Below are 25,294 nucleotides of genomic sequence, written 5' to 3' on the forward strand. Positions count from 1 at the left end.
TCCTTTTTCCTTGCCGGGATTGTACAATTATTCGATAACTGGTATTTTTTTTATCATGCCGTATAAAATAATGATTGTCGATGACGATAAAGACTTCCGCACCGTCTTCAGAGAAATCCTCGAGGAAGACTACGATGTTGTCGAAGCAACGAACGGCGAAGAAGCCATTCAAAGAATGAAAGAACCGAATATCATCGACTTGATCGTCCTGGATATAAAAATGCCGGGTCTTCAGGGAACGGAAGTCCTGAAACGAATAAAAGAGATAAACCCCGATGTTTTTATCGTCATGCTCACCGGCTACAGTAAAAAGGACACGATGCTGGAATCGCTTCGAGGCCACGCCGACGATTACCTGGAAAAACCCCTCAATGTCGAAAAAACACTCGATACGATCGACAGACTGCTTTCGGCCAAAAACGAACAGGTCGACGGCATTATCGATAAGCTTAAATTCTTTGTCGAAAAAAATTATCACAAGGAAATCAGTCTGCAGGAAGCCTCCGATATCGTGTACCTGAGTCCGAAATATGTTTCCCGTATTTTCAAGGACAATGTCGGGATCGGGTTCAATGAATACAAACTCAAACTGCGTATGGACAAAGCCATGGAACTTCTCGATAATTCAGACCTCAATATCAATGAAATATCGTATAAAATTGGGTATCAGAATGTCGAATCATTCGTCAGAATTTTTAAAAAACTCAAAAAATGCACACCGACCGAATACCGGTTGAGAGAAAAAAAAGCATGATAACGACCCCTGTCGAACGTTTGTATCTCAATAACATGAACGAACTCGGCGCTTTCTTCGATGCCATTACCGAACCGATCCTCGTTTATGACAGAAAAAGCATCGTTATACAAACAAACAAAGCGGCCGTCGATTCCCTGGGTTTCGATCCAAAAGGTTGGAGCAGTATCGATATTACCGAGAAGGTTTCTTCCACACTGGATGACGGGAGAAAAACGGGAATCGACGATATTATTTCCAAGCGTGCGTTACGGGGCGAAGTTGTCAGGGAAATCATCTATACCTTCACGAACGCGAAAGGAGAAACAAGGACATGCAGCTGTTCCGCCTCCCCGGTAAAAACCGGAGACGTAATAGCGGGTGTCATCTGTATATGGCACGATATAACACGGGACAGGGAAAAAGAGGTATCCTATATTAATGAACGGAAATGGTTCATGAACATTCTCGATTCTATCGAAGACGGCATCTATATTTGTAATGAAAACTTTACGGTCGAATACGCGAATCCTGCCCTCGTCAACAGACTTGGAAGTCCGGGCGGCAAAAAATGTTACGAATATCTTTATGGACGAAAAAAACAATGTCCCTGGTGCAAGAATCCCGACGTGCTCAACGGGAAGACGATACGGTGGGAATGGTACGATCCCGACAGCGGGAAAACCTATGATCTGATCGAAACCCCTATCTATAACGCGGACGGCAGCATATCGAAACTCAAGATATTCCACGATATCACCTACAGTAAAGAACGGGAAAAAGCATTAAAAAAGGACAGGAAGGAACTTCTCAACGACCTGGACAGAATCAGTGTCGAGTTAATCAAGAAAACATCGGATCTTGAAATAAAAAACAATAAACTGCACCAGCAAAGCGAAATCATCGATAAGCTTTTCGCCAACACGCAATTTTTGATCGCACTTTTAGATACCGATTTCAATTTTATACGGGTCAACAAGGCATACGCGGAGTCCGACGGCAGGGACGAGAGTTTTTTTATCGGTAAAAACCATTTCGACCTGTATCCCCACTCGGAAAACGAGGCTATTTTCAGATCCGTTCTTCAAAGCGGTGAATCGTATATCACCTACGCGAAACCTTTTTCCTATCCGCAGAAACCGGAGGAGGGCTTTACCTATTGGGACTGGAGTCTCAATCCCATCATGGATGAAAATAACGAGGTAACCGCGCTGATCCTCATTCTCCTGGATGTGACGGCAAGAAAGAAAACAGAAGCCGAACTCGGGGAGTCAAAACGCCTCTCCGATATCGGGGCACTCGCGACAACGGTCGCCCATGAATTGCGCAGCCCCCTCGGGGTAATCCAGGGCACCGTCTACAATATCAAAAGGAAATATTCAGACGAAAAATTAATGAAACACATGGAACGGATCGAACGAAAAATCGATGAAAGTGAAAAAATCATCAACAACCTTTTGAATTATTCGCGGATCAAACAGCCGCAGTGGAAAAATATCCATTTTTACAATTTTCTCGACGAATGCATCAACGATATTGAAAGCCAGTACATGAATCCGGACATCAAGGTGAATCGTGATTTCGATACATTTAAGGATATAACCGTCGAAATAGACCCGTTTCAGATGCGCGAAGTCTTTCTCAATATCCTGAACAATGCCTTTCAGGCGTTCCCCGACAATTCTGGTATCATCGATATAAAGGGGTACACTGAAAAATCGATCCTGTACATCGACATCCGGGACAACGGACAGGGAATCGCAAAAGAAGTTCTCGATAAAATTTTTGAACCATTTTTTACCAGCAAATCAAGGGGGACGGGGCTGGGCCTTACCATCTGCAGGGAACTTCTCAACCTGCATAGGGGTTCGATCGAGATTGAAAGCGAAAAAGACAGGGGTACTGTCGTCCATCTTTCTCTTCCCGGAGAGAGAGATCTAAAGTGAATAACAGACTCCTTATTATCGAAGACGATCTCGATCTGTGCGAAGTTCTTGCGGAATCATTCGAGGACGAAGGTTATGATGTCAATCACAAACAGAACGGCCTGGAAGGAAAACGGGAATTAATCGAAAATCATTACGATTTTCTGATACTGGATATCAAAATTCCCGGTATGAACGGATTCGAAATTCTCGAGTGGCTCAAATCGTCCGATATTCGGATAAAAATTATCGTGCTTACCGGAATGCCGCTCAATGAAAAGATTTCGAAATACATAAACGACGAGGCTTCCATGAAAGGGAAACTCCTGGAATACGCGGATGCCGTCATCAACAAACCGTTTCGAACGGAAGTGTTGATATCGACACTGAATACGCTGGCGGGAGGGTGCGCCGGTGAAAAATGAAATCCTCATTACACCCTGTATTTACGGTATTTGTGAAACGGCGAGTGTTGAATGCCGATTGGAAAAAGCGTTTTTACTGCAATCATGCCGGCGATAGACGAAATCATGAATTTGATTAATATTAACCGGATTGAGGTAAATGGAAAACCACATGCATTGTAGTAATATAGCATCAGGTGCTTGAATGCATCACAATAATTTTAACAATCTCCCGTTGTTTCCGAAGATAAATGAAAGAGATGGCGGGTATGGGTGGAGCTTTTTTATTATGATTGTTTACCAATGCAGTGTATGCGATTACGTTTATCGGGAAGATGAAATGGAAGAAGGAAATAATAATCATAATTCGTTTGAAGATCTTCCTGAAGACTGGCGATGTCCGCAATGCGGTTCGAGAAAAAATTGTTTCATTGCCGTTCACGTGCATAAAAATTCGGGCAAACAAAAATAGCATCGAAATAACGGAAAAAAAACGAATGTCGCGGTGAAAATGACGATCGATGTATTTATTACCGTTGTGATATATATGGGATACTTTCGTTAAGGAAAAGGAAACAACACAATGAATTTTCTTGAGATACAAATATTGGGGAACACGCTTCTTTCTATCGGTATTACCGTAATCATTCTTTTCTCGCTTGTTTTCTTCGTGATTATTCTTCAGATGATCGTTGTCAGACGCCTGAGAAAATGGGCGAAAGAAAAGAATATGAGCAACACCGAATTCATCATCGGGCAGGTTCATAAAAATATTTTTCCGCTTGTATATTTCTGGTGTTTCTGGATTTCGCTGCAGAACCTTACCCTTCCATCTCCCGTCAACACTTTTTTGGCGACAAGCGGGAAAGTGATCTTTTCTTTTTTTCTTGTCAAGGCGCTGATCTCGACCGTCAAACATATTATCAAGACCTATTGGAAGAAAAAAGAGGAAAACGGCGATACGAATAATACCATCAAGGTGGTCTTCCCCGCCGTGACGATTTTTATCTGGATCGTCGGTGCTTTGTTCCTGATGGACAATATCGGTTTCGATATTTCAGGGCTTATAGCGGGGCTGGGCGTCGGGGGCATCGCCGTCGCGATTGCTTCACAATCGGTACTCGGAGACATTTTCAATTACTTCACGATTATCATCGACCGCCCTTTCGAGATCGGCGATTTTATTATCTTCGACAATCTGCTCGGGGTGGTCGAACATGTCGGTCTCAAATCGACGAGAATCCGGAGTCTATGGGGGGAACAGATCATTCTTTCGAACTCGGATCTCATGAAATCGAGGATCAAGAATTACAAACGAATGCAGGAACGGCGGGTCGAGTTCAAATTCGGTGTTGAATACGGGACGCCCCTTGAAAAACTGAAAAAAATTCCGGTCATGATACGGGAAATAATCGAAAACACTCAAAACACAAGGTTCGACCGCGCGCATTTTTCGAGTTACGCCGATTATTTTCTCGAATTCGTCGTTGTGTATTACATATACAGCGCGGATTACAATCTCTATATGGATATCCAGCAGGATATCAATTTCAAAATCAACGAACGTTTCAGGGAGAATGAGATCTCATTCGCGTTTCCTACAATGCAGGTGTATATGGACAGGCAGAACAAAACAGGTCAATAATCAAATGATGTCGTCTATTTTTTTTCTTAATTTTGGAATGGTTCGCGGCTGTACACTAAAATTACGCAGCCCCGCTTTAAGCAGGCGTTTCGTATAGGCGGTATTTCCCGCCAGTTCACCGCACACATCGCATTCGATACCCGTTTCGCGCGTTTTATCGACAATCCGTTTGATTATATCGATGGCGATATCGTTTCCCTTTCTGAAATAACCAGATACCTTGTTCTCTTCCCTGTCGGCGGCCATTATGTACTGTATCAAATCATTTGTTCCGATACTGACAAAGTCGATACAGTCGAGGATTTTATCGAGGAGAAAGACCGCGGAAGGTACTTCGATCATGGCCCCGAGCTTGAAATCATACCGGAATATTTTCTTTTTATTTTTCATTATCCTGTCTTTTATGTCTCTTACCCTTCCGACATCATCCGGAATCGTCACCATGGGAACAAGAACATTGACGGTAAAATGTTCACTCAGTAAAAAACACGCTTCGATCTGATCTTCAAGTAAATCCGGGTGTTCGAGGAGAAATCGGACTCCCATGATTCCCATTTTTCTATGATCGGTCTTTCCGGAATTTATATACGGCAGCGATTTGTCACCACCGATATCGAGCAGACGGATTGTGATCGGAATCGATTTGACGGGTTCGAACATCGAATATAATCTGTCATACAATTCATCCCGGGTCGGTTTTTGTGAATGCATCAAATAGATATATTCAAGGCGGGTCAATCCGATCGCGGCCGGACGGTATTTCGCGACAAGTTCGATATCTTCTTTCGTTTCGATATTCGCTTTGATTTTTATCAATTCGTTGTCTTTACGCAACAATAAATCCCCTTTGTATTTCTTTTCAATATTCTCGATTTTAACCGATTTGCTTTTTTCAAGAAATTTATTCCTGTCATTCTCATTCGGGTTGACGATAATCTTTCCCGTATCGCCGTTTAGTATGATTTCCGATTTGTCAGACAGATCGCCGTAGCTTGCGTTGATATGAGTCACATACGGAATATTGAACGCCCTTGCGAGAATACCTGCGTGGGAATATTCGCTTCCTTCTATGGAAATGATTCCATTCAATTTGGTTCTGTCGATATGGATAATGTCGGTGGGCAGTATGCGTTCGGCGAATATAATACTGTTTTTCGGCACGTGTTTTAAATGGTGAGTATTGATATGCATGAGTTTTCTAAGCAGTTTATTGCCGACGTCCGCGAAATCTTTCCCCTTCGACTTGAAACTCGGCGTTGAAAATGAATTGAATTTGTTTTCGAGATTTATGAAAATACTTTTTATTACCGCCTCGCTGTTGATTCGTTTTTTCTTCAACTCGTTTTCTATTTTTTCAAGAAGCTCACGGTCCTTCAGGATAAGTTTGTGAGCGGTGATTATATCCGAATGTTTTTTATCGATTTTTTTATCCAGAACATTTTGAAGCCGATCCAGATCGTCATATACATTCTCGACCGCTTCTCTGATACGCTGTAATTCGTTATCAAGATCAGAATCATTGATCGAATATATGTCCACTTCTCTTTTTATGAAATCCTTGTATTTGAAAAGAATACCCCGGGTTGTTCCTTTCACTATCGGCCGTCCCGTAAAGACCATGCGCTTTCTCTTTTTTTCGAAAGGTAAAACCTTTTGCCGTGCCTCCTCGATATGTTTCCCCCGATAGATGAATATTCTGTTTTTCCCCGTTTTCTTCGCCTTGTACAACGCTTTATCCGCCGACTGTAACAACTTTTTATGAGTTTCAACGCCATGATCACCGAAAGTGGAGATCCCCATACTTAATGTGATCCGTTCATTAATCGAATAATCGCTTATTGTCTTTTTCGCAAGTATATCCCTTACTTTGAAAGCGATACTCTTAGCTTCGGTATTGTTTGTTTCAGGCAGCAGAATGACGAACTCATCTCCGCCGTATCGATACAGCGTATCTGTGCTTCTGATATTCGAACCGATCGACTCCCCTACCCCGGTAAGGGCGGTATCGCCTGCGGCGTGACCGTAACACTCATTGAAATATTTGAATTGATCGATATCGACGATGATGAGCGTGAACTTTCTTCCGTATCGTTTAGCCCGCTCGATTTCCCTCTCGATATCGGAATAGAGATTCGACGACGAATATATATCCTTCCTGGAACTTGTAACATTCTGTGCAGTTTTATCGTTCACTCTATTGTTAACCGGCATTATACTTATATAAATCACTTTTTACCTTTTAAAAACACTCTCTCTCTTCTTTTTACTATCCTTTTTCACTAAAATCCGTACGGCCTCGCACAAGGTTTCTCATAATGAGGAATGACATCAACAGAAAAATGATTTTACCGGTGTCAATTCAATAGTATCGTCTGATATGCTATAATTAAAATGAAAGGGGTGGCCAATATGTACACATCATTAAAAGAGTTATCAAATTACAGGATCCTGACTCATGAGGGAGAAATCGGCAAGGTTAGCGATTTCTATTTCGACGAACATATATGGACCGTTCGATACATTGTCGTCAACACGGGAGGTTTGATTCTCAAGAATCTCGTTTTGTTGTCCCCGATTTTCGTCGACGGCATCGATAACGACAAAAAGGATATAAAGGTCGATTTGACGAAAGATCAGGTTGAAAATTCACCGGATATCGATACGGCGAAACCGCTTTCCCGATTGAAGGAAATTGAAATATCGCGGTATTATCAAACAGGATTTTACTGGACGGGTTACAGTACATGGGGAATGGGGGGACTTCCCGCCGGACTCAGAAACATCTCAAAATCTCAGCCGGCTGAAAATATAACGGACGAGGAAACGTATTTACGAAGCATGGATGAAGTATGCGGCTATCACGTGGAGACGAAAACCGGGGGATTGGGACACATCAGTGATATCATCATCAACCGTAATAACTGGGAGATTGATTTTTTCGTTTTGAACACAGGAAATATTTTCCCCGGTGAGGATATAGAGGTCAGTATTCGATGGATCGATTCGATCAGATGGGAAACACGGAAAGTGTATATCAAGCTTCCGAAAGAACTGGTAAAAAGCGCCGGGAAATGAGAAAGGGATATATAGAGATAAAGATAAGCAGAAAACGGAATAAATCCAATGCTTTTCGTTTCAACTATGGAATAAGATATATTATATACATTTCATTTAATTAATCGATAAGGAGGTTTATCATGAGTTTTGTCGAAAGAATGAAACAAACCATCGCCAAGGGATATGAAAACGCATCGAGTTTGTTGACCGATGCGGCGGAGAAAGCGAAAGAGCTCGGTGAAAAAGGTATCCTTGAATACGAGATAAAAAAACTCGAAAAGGAAGTGGAGAATCTGATGCCGGTATTGGGGAGTGAAATCTACGCGATGTACAGTGAAAAAAAGCTGAAAATACTGGACGAGGCGGACGACGTCCAAAAAATACTCACGGATATCCGGACAAAGGAAGACCTGATCAACAAAAAGGAGGAAACACTTTCACGATTGAAAGAAGAACACGAAAAGGGAGACGGGTAACGAATCGAAAAGCGTTCCATTTAAGAAAACAGGATATGAAAAATCATGGTGATGAGGTATGCAGCAAGGTGATGATATTTTTTCTTTTACTCAGACGGTGGAATTGTGGATACGAATAAAATTGTCAATACACGATACCATTCGGATGGAATTATTTCCGATGTACTCGATAAATGCCGTTCCATCAATGGCAATATACCGAAAGATATTCTGAAACGACTTATAATCCTTGCCATAGAAATTTCACGGGAAGGGAGAGAGGGTAGAAAAATCGGGACGTTGTTTGTTATCGGAGACGAAAAAAAAGTCATGAAACGATCGAAAACCCTCATCCTCGATCCGCTGAAAGGTCATTCCGATAAAATCAAAACACTCGATAATATCAATTTCCGCGAGACAGTCAAGGAACTCGCCCAACTTGACGGCGCATTCGTCATTTCGGATAAAGGCATTTTCATATCCGCGACTCGTTATATTTCAACAGATTTCAAAAATATCAGGATTCCGCTTGGTCTCGGAAGCCGTCACCTTGCTGCGGCCTCGATTACACAGGCAACCGCTTCAATAGCCGTGGTCGTGTCCGAAAGTTCGGTGGTAAGAATATTCATAGAAGGAAGACTGATTTCTGAAATACTTCCCGAGTTATGGCTTATACAGCGCGCGAGGAAAATACGAAAAGACAGGGAAATAAAAAAAATGGTCGGGAAAAATATAACCGATGATATACATTAATTCGATGCGTAAAAACTTTGCCCTCTTGAAATGGAAGGAGACAGACGGATAGATGGATAATAAAACTGATAATAAAAACGGTGAAAACAAACAGCCGCATAATAATTCCTTTATGCACAAACTGAAACCCTACCGGTTTATCATTTTTATTACCCTTATTTTTCTCATTCCCTGGATTTTTACCTTTGTGATTCAATTGGGACAAACCGGTCAAATAGATTATTCGGTATTCTTAAGAGAACTCGACAAAGGAAATATAGAATCGATAAACATCAAAGGCGAGGAAATTTCCGGAAAATTTAAAAATCCCGTCGAAGAAGGGACGTCATATTTCAAGACATATGTTCCGTATTATATCAATGAATCGACATTGTCCACGTTGAAAGACAATAACGTCGCCATTACGACACAGCCATCGGGAGGACCGTCATTGTTCGGAATTATTCTCAATTTACTGCCTTTCGCCATCATATTCTGGATTTTTTTCAGGGCTTCAAAAACCATGCGTGAACAGGGACAAAGCATATTTCAGGTCGGAAAAAGCAAGGCGAAACTGTACAAACGGGAAAAAACCAAAACGACCTTCGGCGATATCGCTGGTCTCGAGGGGGTCATCGCGGAATTGCAGGAGGTTGTCGACTTTCTTAAAAATCCTTCAAAATACAGCAAACTCGGGGCGAAATCGCCTAAAGGAGTGCTGCTTGTCGGGCCGCCTGGAACGGGAAAGACACTGATCGCACGGGCCGTCGCATCCGAATCGAATGTTCCGTTTTTCAGTATTTCCGGTTCGGATTTCGTCGAGATGTTCGTCGGGGTCGGCGCTTCGCGCGTCCGCGATCTGTTCAACGAAGCGAAAAAAGCCGCCCCCAGCATCATCTTTATCGACGAACTCGATTCTATCGGCAGACGCCGTGGTACGGGACTGGGCGGCGGCCATGATGAACGGGAACAGACCCTGAACCAGATGTTGTCCGAAATCGACGGATTCGAAAAGGATGAAAAGACGATCATCCTCGCAGCGACAAACAGGCCGGATGTTCTGGATCCGGCGCTTTTAAGACCCGGACGCTTCGACCGCAGAGTCACCGTCGGATTACCGGCGCTGAAAGATCGCGAAGCGATCCTGAAGATACACATTAAAAACAAACCTGCCGGCAGCGATATCAACCTCCGGGCCGTGGCGCAAAGCACCCCCGGATTCAGCGGCGCCGATCTTGAAAATCTCCTCAATGAAGGAGCCCTTATCGCCGCGAGAAAAAACAAACATAAAATCGAACAATCGGATCTGAATGAGGCGAAAGATAAAATCGTCCTGGGTCTCGAACGGAAAAGCATCATCCTCACGGAAGAGGAACGCAGAATGGTCGCCTATCATGAAGCCGGTCACGCGCTGGTTGCTGAACTATTGCCGGAAACGGAGCCTGTTTATAAGGTCTCCATCATTCCCCGGGATTTTTCCATGGGAGTCACACAGCAGATGCAGGAAGGCGACAAATATCTGTTGAAAAAATCATACATCCTCCAGCGAATCAGCGTATTGATGGGCGGACGCGCGGCAGAAGACGTAAAATTACATACGATGACGAGCGGTGCGGAAAACGATTTGAAAGAGGCGCAGAAGCTTGTGAGAAAAATGATCCTCGACTGGGGAATGGGCGAAAAGTTTTCAAACATATCGTTCGGCAGTCAGCGGCAGCAGGTTTTTCTCGGGGAAGAGATAGCGCACAGAAGAGATTTCAGTGAAGAAAGCAACAAACTCATCGACGAAGAAATCATTCAAATTCTATCACAATGTTATGAACGATCCGTCCTCATCATAAAAGAACATGCTTCACAACTCGACAGTATCGTCGACCGGCTTCTTGCGAAAGAAGAGATACAGGGAGAGGAAATAAAAAATATAATCGGTACATCATAAAGGGAGAGCGTACCATACGATATGGTTATCCGGAAAAATATCATGTAAATCATACTTTAGGACAATGAAAGAAACGATCGATTCGTGTAGCGTTGTTCATATATTACATTTCATAAAAAAGGAGAACATATATGGAGAATTTATTCATCTGCAAAACTTGCGGACACATTTCATTCGGCGGCGCGCCGGATGCGTGTCCCGTCTGTAAAACACCGGGATCCGGGTTTACTCAAAAAAATGAAGCAATCGCACCCCCCGACAAGGAAGGACACGAAAAACATCTTCCCGTACTCGCGGTCAGCAATACGTGCGGGCTTCTCGACGGGTGCAAGGACATCAATATCAAAATAGGGGAGACGACCCATCCCATGAAAAAGGAGCACTGGATCAACTGGATCGATGTCTATGTCAACGGGAATTTCGCTTCGAGATATATCATGTATCCCGACAACCTCATGCCCGCTTTGGGTGTTCATTTTAAAGACGATGTTTCGGGTACGGTGACCGTCATCGAGTATTGCAATGTCCACGGTTACTGGAAATCCGAGACGACGCTTTAATCCGGATTCATAAAAAAACCGGTGACGTGATACCGAAAAAGGTAACCCACCGGCTGTGACGGGACCACATGACAATACGGAAGATCCCGTCATGGACAATGACGTGTATGGGAAATGTTTGCAAAGCCATACACGGAAAAGGAGAGAAAAAAATGGCAGATCTATCGATTTCCTATATGGGGATACCATTGAAAAATCCTGTCATAGCGGGCGCTTCCGGTTTGACTGCGCACATGGATACGATTAAAAAAATCGAGGACGCGGGGGCGGGGGCTTTGGTGTGTAAATCGCTGTTCGAGGAAGAAGTCAACCTGGAATCTTTACAACAACAGCGAGATCTTCATAAATACGACGACTGGCACGCTGAGATGATCACGATATTCCCGGATATCAAAAAAAGCGGACCGGAAAACCATCTCTATTGGGTGAGAAAAACCAAAGAGACGGTCGGTATTCCGGTCATTGCCAGTCTGAACGCGGTACAGGAAAAAACGTGGGTAGCATATTCCGGGCTTCTCGAACAAACGGGCGTCGACGGACTCGAAATCAATTTGTATACCTCACCCGTCTATCATCTCGAGGCTTCGGATAACATCGAAGATGAACAAATAGCGATATTGAAAAAAATAAGGGAGGCGGTCAGTGTGCCGGTCAGTGTGAAATTGAGTCCGTATTACACGAATGTCGCCAATTTCATCACCAGGTGTGAAGAAATCGGCATCGATGGATTCGTTCTTTTCAACCGTCATTTTCAGTCTTCCATCGACATCGACAAGGAAGACATTATATTTCCGTTCAACTTCAGCCGTAAGGAGGATGCCCTCCTCTCGCTTCGCTATGCCGGCCTTCTTTACGGCAACGTGACCGGGACGATTTGCAGCAGCAACGGTATTACCGACGCCGATGACGCAATCAGGGTGTTGCTCGCGGGAAGCGGTGCGGTCCAGGTCGTCAGTACCCTTTTTAGAAACGGGATCGGGCATCTGTCGTCGATAATCGACGGGATAGCTTCATGGATGGATAAAAAAGGATACGGATGCATCGATGATTTCAGAGGAAAAATGAGCAGGGAAAGACTCGGGATAAAAGATACGTGGATATACAAACGAACGCAATATATCAGGATGCTCATGCAGAACAGCGAATCCCTGATGAAAAAGGTACTGTGAATATAAATGAAAACCGTACAATTCCGTGATAAATCCGTCAACCTTGTCGGGCGAACGATCAGAAAAAACATGAGGGCACCTGAGTTTATACTCACGACAAACGACCTCGATGAGATACGGCTTCTGGATTTTAACGGGAAAATCAAGATACTGACGTCGTTTCTATCAATCGATGAGGAGGTATGTGGAAAGCAGGTTTTGGAATTCGAAAAGAGGTCCGCGCGGATGCCCTGCGATGTGGCGGTGATCGGGATCAGCCTCGATCTCCCGTTCACGCAAAAGCGTTTCTGCCGGGAGAACGTGATAGAACATATGAAACTTTTTTCCGATTACCGGTATAATTCGTTCGGAATAAATTACGGTCTTCTAATCAAGGAAATACATCTTTTAGCCGGGGCTGTTGTCGTTCTTGATAAAAACAATAATATCCGATACCTGGATATTCTCGATAAAGCGGCAGAAACACCGGATTACGGATTGTGGTTCGGCGAACTTGAAGGGATACTCTCGCAGCCCTCAATTCCCTTTTTAAAATCGATGCCTTATTCATGCATTCCGAAGGGTATCGATATTTCTCTTCTCGACGAGAGTAGTATCGAACGATACATGAAAGAGATCGACGGATGGACGCTCGAGCATCGACGGATAATGAAAACCTTCGAATTTCGTGATTTTACGGAGGCAAAATATTTTTTCGATCTTGTTGCCGTTATCGCGGAAGAACAGGGCCACTATCCCGAAATGAAACTCACCTATGACAGACTCGTCGTTTCGTTTTCAACCCGTGCCGTAAACGGTCTTTCCGTCAATGATTTTGTGATGGCCTCAATGATTGACGGACTCATGTTATAGCGGCTATAGTAGTGCATCGGAACATGAATAAGGAGGCGCCCAATATGATCGATTCACTCCTGCACATTCCCCAAACATCTCCCGACAAAATCTTTTTTCTACGTGAAAGTTCTTTCGCCCCCGATCTCTTTATCGCGGCCGTCAGTTATCTCGATTTTTTCAACCGGCTCAAGGATCATCCAGGTACCCTTGAAGATATCTGCGATCTGTTTGATATAAGCGAAAGACCAGCCGATGTCATGCTGACTCTCTTCAAGGCCTACGGCTTCATAAAGGAAGAAAACGGTATTTTCTCTCTTACCCGGACCTCACTCGATTACCTGACAAATACATCGGCATTTGATTTGAGTTCTTTTGTCGGATCATTGAAAGACAGGCCGATATGTATCGACATGCTCGAGGTCCTCAAAACCGGTCAACCCGCTTCGTGGGCCGCGAAAAAAGACGGCAAGAAATGGGAAGAGGCGATGGGCGACAGAGAATTCGCGAAAAGCTTTTCATCCGCCATGAACAGCCGCGGTGCGTACCTTGCCGGGGGACTCTCTTCGGCAATCGATTTCCACGATCACCGATGTATACTCGATATCGGTGGCGGTTCGGGCATCTATTCGATCATTCTCTGTTCCATAAACAGCCGGTTGAAAGCGACAATATACGAACAGCCGCCCGTTCATCTTGCCGCACGGCAATGTATTGCTTCAGCCGGACTCGATTCACGGATCGACGTGGCTTCAGGCGATATGTTCGGGGATTCACTGCCGGAAGGTTACGATATACACCTCATATCGCATGTCCTTCACGATTGGGATATTCCCGATGTACGGAAAATTCTTGGTAATTCCTATCGCAGTCTCGCATCAGGCGGTATCCTCATCATCCATGATGCGCATATTTCTCCGGAAAAAAACGGCCCGCTTTCTGTCGCAGAATATTCCGTGCTACTCATGTTTTTATCAAGAGGAAAATGTTATTCGGTCTCCGAAATGTCATCATTCCTTGAAACCGCCGGCTTTGCCTCCATCGAACATAAACCTGCGGCATTGAACCGGAGTGTCATTGTCGCCGTAAAACCGTAAAGGATACCGGAACCGGCGGCAACGCCCATTTTCTACCCGTGGAGCGGGGGAAAATACGGACAGTCGCAGATACCAACGTAATATTGCGCCATCATGAGCGCGTCGATGATATTGACGTTTCCGTCCTGATTCGAATCCCCCGCTTCGACCGGTGCGGTATATTGAGCGGGTTCGAGACCGACATAATATTGCGCCACGAGAAGGGCGTCGATGATCGTGATGCGACCGTCATCATTCACGTCACCTAAAAAGAATTCCTCATCTCCTTCGATGACGATGACTGCTTCCATGCCCATCCCCATCCCGATCGGGGATACCGTCTCGTCCACCATATCGCCGACGACGACACTTACCGAGGCGCCCGTCACTTCCCGGGACCCGGCTTTGAAATGAACGGTACAGACGTGCAGATCATTTGAGGGACCCGTGCCGTGTGTGTCGAATCCAGCTATATGGAGGGTCCCCATCGCGTTATCTGCTTCGGCGGCCGCGACAAAGCCTTCGACGCCCGCATCGACCCCGTTCGTTCCGTTCGATGTATCCACGGTCATGATCACACCGCCTTGCGGAACGGGCCATGAAATATCGACGTCATAGGCGGCAAGCCGCTGGCTTCCCGTATCGGCATGAAGCTCCCAGGTAAAGGCGCCGGACGGCGCGACCGTCTTTTTTGTCGGATCGAGCCACATATATCCGGTACCCGATGAGGCGGGCGGTGTGGGCTCGATATTCGCATACACGGCAACCGCATCCACTTCCGGGTTGGCGTCATCGACGGTCACGGTCACGGATTCCCCGGAGGCTGAACCGTTACCACTCCAGTATACAAAAACCAGATCTGCGAGAAGGGCCTGTTCATGGGTGTTGACAACGGTCAATGTCACGGTAAATGGACTGCTGTAAGGGCCGATATCGAAAGACGTCACCCCTGTCCCCGAATAATCTCCCGTATATCGGATTTCAGTTGCGAAGGTATCCATCCATTCGGCCGAAACATGAAGTACATAGTGTTGCTGCGAATACACGGGGACCAGACAGAAAAAAACCGTGATAATGAGAAAAAAAATTTTCATAACCTATTCTCCCTTTATTTTTTTATTTTTATTATCCCGGATATACACACCCTGTCGTCCGTTCGGGTAGCGATGGACGTTTTTTAACGCTTCGGCGACATCCTGCTTGCTGTTCCGTCATAAAACCGGCGGATACGCATTTTCGAGAAGCACCTCGAAGTGTGCCCTGTTCCATTTCCCCCTGTGCGGCGCGGGTAAAGCGCCGGTTCCAATGTGGGGATCGATTGAGTATATGCTCGTTTCATTCGGGTCGCACATGCGAACATACGTTTTTTGCGGATCATCGGGATCCTGCACTCCCGGTTCGCCCGTACCATCGGAAATACCCGGCGGCCATGCCCAGACATAGGCATCGATATGGATGGCCGGGTTCGCCCTTGGTCTTTCACCGATACCTCCCGGCTGATTGCACCAGTTCCCGCGGTGAAGTCTTCTGTCCACTCTCGACTCATCGACATAGGTATCGATGTCACCAGACGTACTGACATGGGCCGGCCTCCCCTCTCCTCCCCAGCCGTTCCGCGACGTGTTGATGAGCATTCCGATCGAAGCGGGGAATCCCCGGTCGACCAGAGCCAGATACATATCCTGCGCATAATGGATCTCGTCGAAGTATCTGTTCCATTCGTAAAAGCGCGCAGATCGTATGGGGGTGTCGTCGATCTCATACTCCGAATCAGGAAGAAACGGCTCCTCAAGAGGAGTATAATTGGTCGTATTCGTGATAAATCCGGAAACACTCGCAAGCCCGTTCGTTGCGGATTTCAAGGTATTTGTAACTATATCCGCTATGAATATAAAATTATCATCCCAGCCAAGATAACCGGAGTGCGCGATATCGATATAACTGTATGTATGCTGAATCGCATTCAATGCATTGACGGCATAACGGATCATATCCGGATAACCACCCGTACCGTACATTTCCATACATGCCTGTTTCTCCTGATTCGTTATTATAACAGGAAGCGCATCCGGTTCGATAACGACGACCTTTCGAATATGGCTGTATGCTTCCAGAGAGAGAATCGCCGCAATCGGATCGATGAACTCCGTCGTATACCGCTCGAAGGGAGTGACCTGGCTTTCGAAGGGATCGTACCACGCGAACGTACAATCGGACGGCAGGTAATCGAGGACGATAATAATCAGGTTTGCGTTTTGCGAGAGGGCTTCATCCAGGCGGCCTTTCAATCCCGCGCCACCGGTAATGGATGTGATATTGTCAACGAGAACGCCGGTACTGCATGAGGAAATCGGCCCTCCACCCGCAGCTTCTGCCAGGGACGACCAGACGGGATCCACATACCACACGGCACCCTCGAACGGATTATCGAGATGTCCTGGGCCCGCGGGAAATTCTCGGATCAGACCAACGTAATACCGTGCAACGAGAAGAGCGTCAAGAATGTTTATCGCCCCGTTCGCATCGACGTCCGATGCATCCTGGTAAAAACCTTTCTGTTCCAGCCCGACGTAATACCTGGCGATCATGAGGGCATCGATGATTGTGATCTCACCGTCATTATCGGCATCTCCGATGCGAAAACCTTCACGGGCTTGGACCGATACGGCCATACCTAAAAAAACCAAGATAAACAAGAACCTTCCGATGTCTGCCGAACGTCTGTTTTTATTTCTCATTGTTCTCTCCTCATAGTAACGATGCGAAACGCGTAGAGTGAGGGTCATCAATCTCCCTGTTCAAGTAACGGTACATCCATGGTATCATACAATCAGTCAACATGCAATCGAATTACCATAATTCGTCATGTATCCGTATGCCCTGTTTCCTTTCACCTCAATACCGGTTTTAGTCCTTCCGGATACGAATGTTTCTTCTGCGAATCAGACAAACGGAAAGAGATTCTTTTCCAAAGCGCGGTAGATCGTATAACGAAGCTTTTCATGTTCCCCCGCAAGCAATCCAATCGCTTTTTTCACCGTCTCCCGGCGTGTTATGTTACTGAACGGACAGGCGCATGGGATATGGATAAGCTGATGAAATTCAACATACTCCTCGATATGCCGTTTGAGCAGGAGGCAAAGCGGCCTGATAATTGAAAACGGATATTTCGAATATGAAAAGACAGGCCTCATTGTTTCGATTTTTCCCTTGTAGACGATATTGATAAAAAAGGTTTCGATAATGTCATCGCAATGGTGGCCCAGGGCGATTTTATTGCAGCCAAGCAAACGTGCGGCTTTAAGGATTTCGATCCGCCGCTGCACCGAACACCAGTAACAATCAATCTCCTTTCCCGGCACAACCCTGTTTCGAAGCGTCAGGGGAACGGTATAAAGGCGGATCCCCCACCCCTCCATGATCGCATTTACCGTTTCGAAAGCTTTCGATGCCGCAATATCCGTTTTTACATGCACCGCGTCTATCGTGAAAGGGATCGAAAAATGCCGCCTGCGTGTCATTAATTCACGTACCAGTGTCATCGAATCCTTCCCCCCTGAAACCGCGACAAGTATTCGATCACCCGGCCGGATCATATTATACGAGTGAAGCGCGCGGGAAATCTTTTTTTTGACAAAGGTATTGATGGTTATCATGATCTCTGCAATTCGTCACTTCATTATATGCTACCGTCACAGCCATATTGTCAAGAGGCAAGCTTCATCTGCCGTCCCCATTATCAGCTTGTGATCACATTGTGTTTCTAAATAAATGAGCTATAGTGTTTATCAGAGTTCATTATTACAGGAAGGAGTCAATAAAGTGAAAATATTTAATGTTATTGTTGCGATGGTACTTCTTTTTACGGGCTGTGCGACATCCGTTAAAAACCTCGAAATCAAAAATTTCAGCGCACATCTGGAAAATATCGACAGGAATGATCCCGTAACATCGCTTATACCCGGAAAGATATACAGAGTTCGTGTAACGGTATATACGGCGGATGGTAAGGAAATTGCGAATCCTGTCTTGAAGGACTTCACGTTTGCCAGTCACGATAATTCACTCACGGTTATAAAAAACAATTATGTCAAGGTCAATCCAAACAGCTTTATGTTCATAAGCGGAAACCGGTGCACATTACAAATTATAACCCCAGGAAATGATCTTTCCGAAGAACTTTTCTTTCCGATTGATTGGGACGGGTATGATACGATCGATTTTTCCGGCTACGAAGTAGATCCTCCTGGACAGCTTTACGATGCCGGGACGGTAACGGCCGGCTGCCTTATACTCGGCTGTTTTGGAGTCTTGGCTGTCGCATCGAATACAAAGGACACGGCACCCGTCGACGGACAGGATGGAGAACACGGTGAACACGGGAAAAACGGCGAAACGGTCGTGATTCATGCGGCGTATTACAATCATAATCCCGCCGATAACGCCGGGATCGCTGACAGGTATATCGTCATCTATGAACAGAATAACAACATGCTTTTCGCGCTGAAAGCCGACAAACAAATAACCATTACGACGAACGGCGGTGACGGAGAATCAGGTGAAGACGGTACCGATGGAAGAAACAAGGGAAGAGGCGGAGACGGCGGCGACGGCGGTAACGGTGGAGATGCGGGAAATATTACCCTCATCTATCATGGTGAAAGCGACATTCTGAGCAGGTTTACGTTGACATCCCGCGGCGGCAGTGCCGGAAGCGGCGGCGAAGCGGGAAAATCCGACTTTTATGCGAAAAGAGGAAGAGACGGCAGACCGGGTATTGACGGACGCGACGGCGAGATTTTTTTCGTTGACAAAGACTCTTTCTCTTCGATGTTCGCCGTCACCGGATATCCGGAATTCAATAAAGAGGATCTGCTCGTTACAGAATGATTTTACCGCGAACGATATAATAAAAAGGCCGTCCCTTCACAAGAGACGGCCTTGCTTTTCAATGAAATCCGCACATTCTTACTTTTATGCCCTTATAATACCGGTAGGGCTGTCGGTATCGGTGTGGGCGGTGTGGTAACGCCCGGCGGTTCCGGTGTCGGTGTCGCAGGATCGGTCTCGTAGGATGCGGTTCCCGAAACAGGAATCACAAGCGGTTCGTCATCATAAGACGAATCGACCACGATGCCGTTTTCATACACACCTTCGGCCGCTGCTTCGAATGCGACTTTGATATTGAGGACGTCGAGGGGTTCAAGCGTCGCGGGAACGTCCGCCGTGATACCGAACGGATTTCCGGAAACTGTATCTTCCAGATAAATTTCAAAGATTTCGACCGTTTCCAGTGAATTGTTGGCGATGGTGATGGTCTTTATCAGTGTATCACCGATAAGCACACGTCCGAAATCAAGCGATTCCGGTATCGCTTCGAAGGAATCACCGATATAGATTTTTATCAACTCCCAGTACTCGTTGAATAACGGCGAGGAATAATCCTGGTAGTACGTTGAAAAGACAGGGCTTATTTCACCCCAACTCTTCTGTTTTCCGATCAGCTGAGTAAACAGATAAATGGTTTCGGCATCCCGGATAAGGTTCATATCGTTTCCCCTCAGATCCGCAATGGTTTTTTCGAACACTTCTGTTTTTTCCGTTCCGTTATCCGGATCTTTATAGCTGATGGTAAGTTTGAAGGTTTCATCCGATGAGAGTTCGTCCGTTTCCAGCTGGAATCCTTCGAAAAAGTATTGTGTGGTATTGTAAGAAAAATTGATCGGTTGTACTTCAACGGGATCGGTTGAGGTCTCTTCTGCGGCGGTGATATCATGTTCGAGTACGGCCGGATAATCCATCCTGAACTGAACATCCTTTGCCGCGACCATAAGCAATGCGGCGAACCTGTCCTGAAAGGCTTTTTTAGCATCGGTCAGGGTGATGACAGAGAAATAGGCGCCTTTTCCCGCATCTGTCAGCTGCTGGAGAAACGCCTCCTGAAAGGCTTCGCTGATCCCCAGTCCGGAAAAATAAATTCCTTCCTGTCCATTTATGATCACGTGCTGGGCAATCACCTGAGGATCGATTTCCCCGGTATTTGCATAGGCGTCGGTAAGGATAACGACCCTGTTTGACTTCTCCGGGTCGTAGGTGGCAAGTGCCGCCTGATATCCCTTGTCGACACCGTCTGCGAGATTCGTCGTTCCCGTCGGTGTGAGGGCATCGACAGCCGCGTTATAGGTACTTAAATCTTCTGGATATCGAAGGCCCTGCTGGGCGATTGCGGCCGTTGTTTCGAATGTCGCGATATTGATGACATCACCGTCCTTGAGTGAATTTGTCAGCGCGGTAAGGCCGTATTTCACGATATCCATTCGGGTGTAGCGTTCAGTATCGACCTGGACGGCATAAGAACCCATGGAACCGGAGATATCGACAATTAATGTTAAAACGACATTCTTTCGCGTTTCCTTTGTGATCACGGGAGATCCAACATAGACGCCGAGTTTGTATTCCTTTTCGTAACCTTCCTTGAGCGATTCCCGTTCCCAGAGGCCCATGGATACATCGAAGAGTCCGATATTCTCTGTCGTTTCAGGCGTGAAATCTTCATAATTCAAAAATTCCCACGGTCGCGCGAGTCCGGGATCGGGTATCACGCCATTATTCAATTGATACTTTGCGAGTTCCACCCCTGCCGTACTCGCCGAATCATCGTAGGAAAAATAGAAAAAACTGGTTTCAGACGGATCCGGCGTCACTTCGGGCATCGGGGTTCCACCCGGTACCGGCGTAATGGTTGTCGGAGGGGATGTGACCGATGAAATGCTGGTTGTTGTGGCGCCGCTTCCTCCGGAGGTCGGCGCGGGAGATGCGGCCGGCAATGATGTCGCCGACGGTGGATTCGTTACGGTCGGCGGGTTGGTGACCGTCGGCGGGTTTGTAGTCGTCGGCGGGTTAGTGGCCGGCGGATTGGTTTGCGCGTCTGCCGGAAAATCGGCGATAAGTCCGACATAATACTGGGCGATCAGAAGGGCGTCCACGATATTGATCGAACCATCGGCATTCACATCGCTTGCTGCAAGATCGATTCCCGAAACAGACATCCCCACATAATATTGTGCGACCATAAGGGCGTCGACAATATTAATGTTATTGTCCGCATTCGCATCCCCGGTAAGCGTAAATCCCGATGCGGCGCAAAAAATAAAAATGGCCAGGGCACAGGCACTGAAAAGACTCACTTTTTTCATACTCTTTCTCCTTTCTTTTTCTCATATACTATCATATAAGCAAAAATAATGCCATGACCGAATTCCCACTATTTCTTTATGGAATAACCATATATTTTATATTTTTCTGAACATTGCGTTGTATTAATGCAAATATAAAAGCATTTATGCACAATATATTGCATTTTTACAATAATGATTTAATTTTACCTGTTTATCCGGTATACGAATAGCGGTAGAACAGAGAAGGTTATTTGACGACTCCCCGGTCGCTTATATTGAGCAGCGTATTGCAATGCGGGCATCGAAACTCACCGAGTTTTTTGATCGTTATCTTTTTTTTACAGCCGGTGCAGGTCACGGTAATCGATTTATGGGTTTTCAGATCAATCTGTTTTATAAAATGAAGGAATCCCATGGTATCGATGACATTTTTGATATATGGATTGCAGTTAATAAAGAATATCTCTATTCCGTTAAATTTCGCTTTATTGATGACGTGTAGTAAGGAAGCGACAAACGAGGAACTGATATATTTCACCATTTTGAGATCGAAAAATATGGTCGCAAGCTGTTTTTCATCGTCAAGCAGGGCCGTTATCGCCATATTGAAGAATTTTGTGTAAAAGGTTTCCATTTCACCATTTATTGAAATGATTATTTCGTTATTTTTTTTATCAAGATAATGGCAATTAATTTTTGTTTCGAAATTCATTTTATTGAATTTATCAAAATAAGACGGATTTCTCACCTGAAACACTCCTTCTGATCCTAGTTAACATTATATGCTTTTCGGAAAATTTATCCAGTAAAAATCCGCCGGTAAATGTTATTCTCCGAAAGGAACGGCTTTTATCGAACCATTCAGGAACCCTTCAATATCGGGTTCGCAGAAAATCCGTTACGGATTGACAGGGTGCTTTGATTTTTAACAAAAAAATATGTATAGTATAGGCAATGGCAACATATATTTTAAACAAACAGAAAGCGGCGGTCATAAAACTAAATCCGCAGGATTATAATGTCATGATTCGTATCACAAACCCGAAAGACTATTTTATAACACTTGAAAACGAACATTGTTTCAGGGAAATAATGAGTCTGCGATTTTATGATATCGATGATGAAAGCAGCGGCCTTCATCTCTTCAATAAAGCACATCTCGAACTCATTATCGCGTTTTTCGAAAAACACAGGAATTGTACTAATATGGTGATCCACTGTGATGAAGGAAGAAGCAGGAGTGCCGGTGTTGCCGCGGGCTGGTTTCTGTTCAATGACAATAAATCGAGTGTCTACCGATTATATCACGATAATATACATTATCCCAATCGCAGGGTCGTCGAGCTTTTTTTTGAGTATTTCGGCGTGAAAAAAGAGCTTATCGACAAGTGGGAGCGGGATCTTTTCGGCTAAATGAAAAAAAACAGTCGTAGCGACTATTCTATACCGCACTGGCAACCTGGTACGTTTTCCATTTTTTCTCGTGAGTCAATGGAGGAGCCGACATCCCGATGATGAACTGACGGTTGCATTAGCGTACGTGAGGTTTTTATTCGGCGGCTGGTTCCGCGATGACCGCATCTTCGGGATTCACGAAATCGAAAAATCCTTTTTTTTCTATCGTTCCTTCCGAGATCACCTCATCCGTGGCTGTTACTCTGAAACTGCCGACAACATCGTCATCGGTATACACCAATACCATATCCTTGTGATCGAGTCTCAGCGTCCCCTTTTTGACGATGATGAGCGTATCGTCCTTTTTTATACCGTGATAGGTTCCCAGATCGATTATTCCTTTATTGAACTTTCTTGCGAGGAGTGTTCCGTTCAACGGAAGCGACGATTCGATCGTGTCCGCCGCGGCAAAAAGGGCCTGCTGAATTCGTTTATTTCCCGTTTTATAGACGTTGTATTCGTTCAGTTTCGAACCGATCCGCGTGAGGTAAATGGTAAATACGATTTCGATGCTTCGCTCCCGTTCGGTGAAAGCGACGATGATAAAAAAATCCGATTTCAATTCGTTCGCCCCTCTGAACGCGGCTTCAAAAGAGTCGATTGCTTCTCCGTCATTCTTGACCTCGACGACGCGGAATCGGATGAGTTGATCCTTTAAATAACCCAGCATAACCCGATCGCCGTATGGATGAATCAGTCTGTTTTTGTGCGGAATCGTATAGAGGGCGAACGAAAAACTATTCTGCTTGACTGCATACTGGTCAAAAAGTGTTTTCGTATCTTCCTCTCCTGAAATGCCGATTCCTCCCGTTATAGCACGAAGTTCGGGAAGCCACCGGTAGGAGACACTGTCGTAGAGATTCATCAGGTGCAGATCGTATTCATCGAGAACTTCCCTGTTTTTTGTTTTATAATCATCTTTTAATACCTTCAATTCCATCAGATATTTTATCGGAAACCCCATTTTTTTATAAATCCGGGCATACGCGTACCGGGCAGTCTCCCAGTCATAATCCAGCCGCAGGCTTCTCCTGTATTCGACAAGTGCGCTTGTAAGATAGCTTTTTTCTTCAAGAAGCTTTCCTTCGTTATAATGGTACCGTGCGAGATTTTTTCTCATGGTGTTCTGTATGCCAAGGTGACGAAAAGCGTAATGTTCCGCAGCCATCCTCGAAATCTCGTCATCGTAACGTATCCCTAACGCCGCGGCATAGTTGTTGATGGCTTCCTCATACATTCCCGATTCCGCGTAAAACAATCCAAGACAATATCTGGCAAAATGGAGTTCATCCTGGTCTTCGGAAGCGAGTGTCTGTCGCATCAGCATTATCGCCTCCTGTAATGAATTACGTTTGAAATAGACAATGGCAAGGAGTTGTTTCGCTTCGTTATAGCCTGATTTGAGTGCGATTGCCGTCTTGAGGTGATATTCCGCACGTTTGTCATTGAAAAACTCGAGATAATGTTTCCCCATTATATAATGAACGTCCGGCTCATTTGAGTGATATTTTACGGCAAGCTCGAGATATGCCAGCGCGGTATCTTCTTCACCCATTTCCTCATACAGTGCAGCAAGGTGCAGCAAGGCCACTTTGTTTCGAGGAGAAAACGACAATGTTTCGAGATACCTTTTTGCCGCTTCACGGGTTTTCCCGTTTGCGATATCGATTTCCGCAAGACCGAATCGTGCTTCGATATTGTTCGGTTCCTTTCCGAGCACGTATTCGAACCGTTCCCGCGCCCGATCGAATTCCTTTAATCCCGTATAAATCATTCCTTCGAGATTGTAGAGTTCGAGATCGGTTTTATCGTATTTTTTCGCATCCCCCGTATAGCGTAACGCCTCCTGATATTCACCAAGATAATAATAACATTCGGCGAGTCCCTTTATCGGCGCTACATAGTCGGGATTTATGTCGAGGGACGCTTTATAGAGTTCGATTGCGCGGTAAAACGCTTCCTGTATCTGCGCGATTCTGCCTTGTTCATAGAGTGAGACCGCTTTGTTTTTTGCGCAGCATGGTGATACGGGAACGCATACAATAAGGATGACAAGCGTGCATCTGACGATCGCGGCCATGAGAGATTTTTGATAAAGGCAGACGACACTCATATCAGCATGATATGCCATGTCG

22 protein-coding genes are annotated in these 25,294 nt (G+C 45.3%); 15 read left to right on the forward strand and 7 right to left on the reverse strand.

Going from position 1 to position 25,294, the window contains the following annotated elements:
* Nucleotides 1–55: 55 nt before the first annotated feature.
* From JW881_01225 to JW881_01245, 5 genes are all read left to right on the forward strand, one after another.
* Nucleotides 56–754 (forward strand): response regulator, encoded by a 699-nt coding sequence (locus tag JW881_01225; GenBank protein ID MBN1696107.1) that lies wholly within the window; start codon nucleotides 56–58, stop codon nucleotides 752–754.
* Nucleotides 751–2,679 carry a PAS domain-containing protein gene (locus JW881_01230; protein ID MBN1696108.1) on the forward strand — a complete coding sequence of 643 codons (1,929 nt, stop codon included), beginning with the start codon at nucleotides 751–753 and terminating at the stop codon, nucleotides 2,677–2,679. Before JW881_01225 ends, JW881_01230 begins: the two co-directional genes overlap by 4 nt.
* Nucleotides 2,676–3,083 carry a response regulator gene (locus JW881_01235; protein MBN1696109.1) on the forward strand — a complete coding sequence of 136 codons (408 nt, stop codon included), beginning with the start codon at nucleotides 2,676–2,678 and terminating at the stop codon, nucleotides 3,081–3,083. Before JW881_01230 ends, JW881_01235 begins: the two co-directional genes overlap by 4 nt.
* Before the next feature lie 268 nt (nucleotides 3,084–3,351).
* Nucleotides 3,352–3,534 (forward strand): rubredoxin, encoded by a 183-nt coding sequence (locus JW881_01240; GenBank protein MBN1696110.1) that lies wholly within the window; start codon nucleotides 3,352–3,354, stop codon nucleotides 3,532–3,534.
* A 111-nt stretch (nucleotides 3,535–3,645) separates the two neighbouring features.
* Nucleotides 3,646–4,707: a mechanosensitive ion channel family protein gene (locus JW881_01245; GenBank protein ID MBN1696111.1), complete on the forward strand. Its 1,062-nt coding sequence runs from the start codon at nucleotides 3,646–3,648 to the stop codon at nucleotides 4,705–4,707.
* Here the strand turns inward: JW881_01245 and ptsP are convergent, their stop codons facing one another.
* On the reverse strand, nucleotides 4,708–6,900 hold the full coding sequence (gene ptsP, locus JW881_01250; GenBank protein MBN1696112.1) for a phosphoenolpyruvate--protein phosphotransferase: 2,193 nt from the start codon (nucleotides 6,898–6,900) through the stop codon (nucleotides 4,708–4,710).
* Between the two features lie 216 nt (nucleotides 6,901–7,116).
* On the opposite strand from ptsP, the gene JW881_01255 reads away from it, so the two are divergent.
* From JW881_01255 to JW881_01290, 8 genes are all read left to right on the forward strand, one after another.
* The gene (locus JW881_01255) at nucleotides 7,117–7,782 is read left to right on the forward strand and encodes a hypothetical protein (protein ID MBN1696113.1); all 666 of its coding nucleotides are present in this window, start codon (nucleotides 7,117–7,119) and stop codon (nucleotides 7,780–7,782) included.
* A 122-nt stretch (nucleotides 7,783–7,904) separates the two neighbouring features.
* Nucleotides 7,905–8,240: a hypothetical protein gene (locus tag JW881_01260; GenBank protein ID MBN1696114.1), complete on the forward strand. Its 336-nt coding sequence runs from the start codon at nucleotides 7,905–7,907 to the stop codon at nucleotides 8,238–8,240.
* 105 nt (nucleotides 8,241–8,345) lie between these two features.
* The gene (locus tag JW881_01265; protein MBN1696115.1) at nucleotides 8,346–8,972 is read left to right on the forward strand and encodes a diadenylate cyclase; all 627 of its coding nucleotides are present in this window, start codon (nucleotides 8,346–8,348) and stop codon (nucleotides 8,970–8,972) included.
* A 52-nt stretch (nucleotides 8,973–9,024) separates the two neighbouring features.
* Nucleotides 9,025–10,890 carry an ATP-dependent zinc metalloprotease FtsH gene (ftsH, locus tag JW881_01270; GenBank protein ID MBN1696116.1) on the forward strand — a complete coding sequence of 622 codons (1,866 nt, stop codon included), beginning with the start codon at nucleotides 9,025–9,027 and terminating at the stop codon, nucleotides 10,888–10,890.
* Nucleotides 10,891–11,021: 131 nt separating this feature from the next.
* The gene (locus tag JW881_01275; GenBank protein MBN1696117.1) at nucleotides 11,022–11,450 is read left to right on the forward strand and encodes a hypothetical protein; all 429 of its coding nucleotides are present in this window, start codon (nucleotides 11,022–11,024) and stop codon (nucleotides 11,448–11,450) included.
* A 152-nt stretch (nucleotides 11,451–11,602) separates the two neighbouring features.
* A complete protein-coding gene (locus JW881_01280) occupies nucleotides 11,603–12,619 on the forward strand; it encodes a dihydroorotate dehydrogenase-like protein (protein MBN1696118.1) in 1,017 nt (338 codons plus the stop codon).
* A gap of 6 nt (nucleotides 12,620–12,625) precedes the next feature.
* Complete coding sequence (tpx, locus tag JW881_01285) at nucleotides 12,626–13,471, forward strand: thiol peroxidase (GenBank protein MBN1696119.1); 846 nt, start codon at nucleotides 12,626–12,628, stop codon at nucleotides 13,469–13,471.
* Between the two features lie 44 nt (nucleotides 13,472–13,515).
* Complete coding sequence (locus tag JW881_01290; protein ID MBN1696120.1) at nucleotides 13,516–14,547, forward strand: methyltransferase domain-containing protein; 1,032 nt, start codon at nucleotides 13,516–13,518, stop codon at nucleotides 14,545–14,547.
* Between the two features lie 32 nt (nucleotides 14,548–14,579).
* On the opposite strand, the gene JW881_01295 is transcribed toward JW881_01290, so the two are convergent.
* The 3 genes from JW881_01295 to JW881_01305 form a co-directional block, all read right to left on the reverse strand.
* Complete coding sequence (locus JW881_01295; GenBank protein ID MBN1696121.1) at nucleotides 14,580–15,620, reverse strand: dockerin type I repeat-containing protein; 1,041 nt, start codon at nucleotides 15,618–15,620, stop codon at nucleotides 14,580–14,582.
* Nucleotides 15,621–15,737: 117 nt separating this feature from the next.
* Entirely contained in the window at nucleotides 15,738–17,264 is a 1,527-nt protein-coding gene (locus JW881_01300) for a glycoside hydrolase family 6 protein (protein ID MBN1696122.1), read from the reverse strand.
* A gap of 204 nt (nucleotides 17,265–17,468) precedes the next feature.
* Nucleotides 17,469–18,182, reverse strand: a complete 714-nt coding sequence (locus JW881_01305; protein MBN1696123.1) for a tRNA 2-thiocytidine biosynthesis protein TtcA — start codon at nucleotides 18,180–18,182, stop codon at nucleotides 17,469–17,471.
* A 166-nt stretch (nucleotides 18,183–18,348) separates the two neighbouring features.
* On the opposite strand from JW881_01305, the gene JW881_01310 reads away from it, so the two are divergent.
* The gene (locus tag JW881_01310; protein MBN1696124.1) at nucleotides 18,349–19,416 is read left to right on the forward strand and encodes a hypothetical protein; all 1,068 of its coding nucleotides are present in this window, start codon (nucleotides 18,349–18,351) and stop codon (nucleotides 19,414–19,416) included.
* 92 nt (nucleotides 19,417–19,508) lie between these two features.
* Here JW881_01310 and JW881_01315 read toward each other — a convergent pair whose 3' ends face one another.
* Entirely contained in the window at nucleotides 19,509–21,722 is a 2,214-nt protein-coding gene (locus JW881_01315) for a VWA domain-containing protein (GenBank protein ID MBN1696125.1), read from the reverse strand.
* A 229-nt stretch (nucleotides 21,723–21,951) separates the two neighbouring features.
* The gene (locus tag JW881_01320) at nucleotides 21,952–22,452 is read right to left on the reverse strand and encodes an STAS domain-containing protein (GenBank protein MBN1696126.1); all 501 of its coding nucleotides are present in this window, start codon (nucleotides 22,450–22,452) and stop codon (nucleotides 21,952–21,954) included.
* 206 nt (nucleotides 22,453–22,658) lie between these two features.
* Between JW881_01320 and JW881_01325 the strand changes: the two genes are divergently transcribed.
* Nucleotides 22,659–23,117 (forward strand): hypothetical protein, encoded by a 459-nt coding sequence (locus JW881_01325; GenBank protein MBN1696127.1) that lies wholly within the window; start codon nucleotides 22,659–22,661, stop codon nucleotides 23,115–23,117.
* A gap of 136 nt (nucleotides 23,118–23,253) precedes the next feature.
* On the opposite strand, the gene JW881_01330 is transcribed toward JW881_01325, so the two are convergent.
* Complete coding sequence (locus tag JW881_01330) at nucleotides 23,254–25,290, reverse strand: tetratricopeptide repeat protein (GenBank protein ID MBN1696128.1); 2,037 nt, start codon at nucleotides 25,288–25,290, stop codon at nucleotides 23,254–23,256.
* Nucleotides 25,291–25,294: the final 4 nt, after the last annotated feature.

The sequence above is a fragment of the Spirochaetales bacterium genome (assembly GCA_016930085.1).
Taxonomy (GTDB): Bacteria; Spirochaetota; Spirochaetia; order SZUA-6; family JAFGRV01; genus JAFGHO01.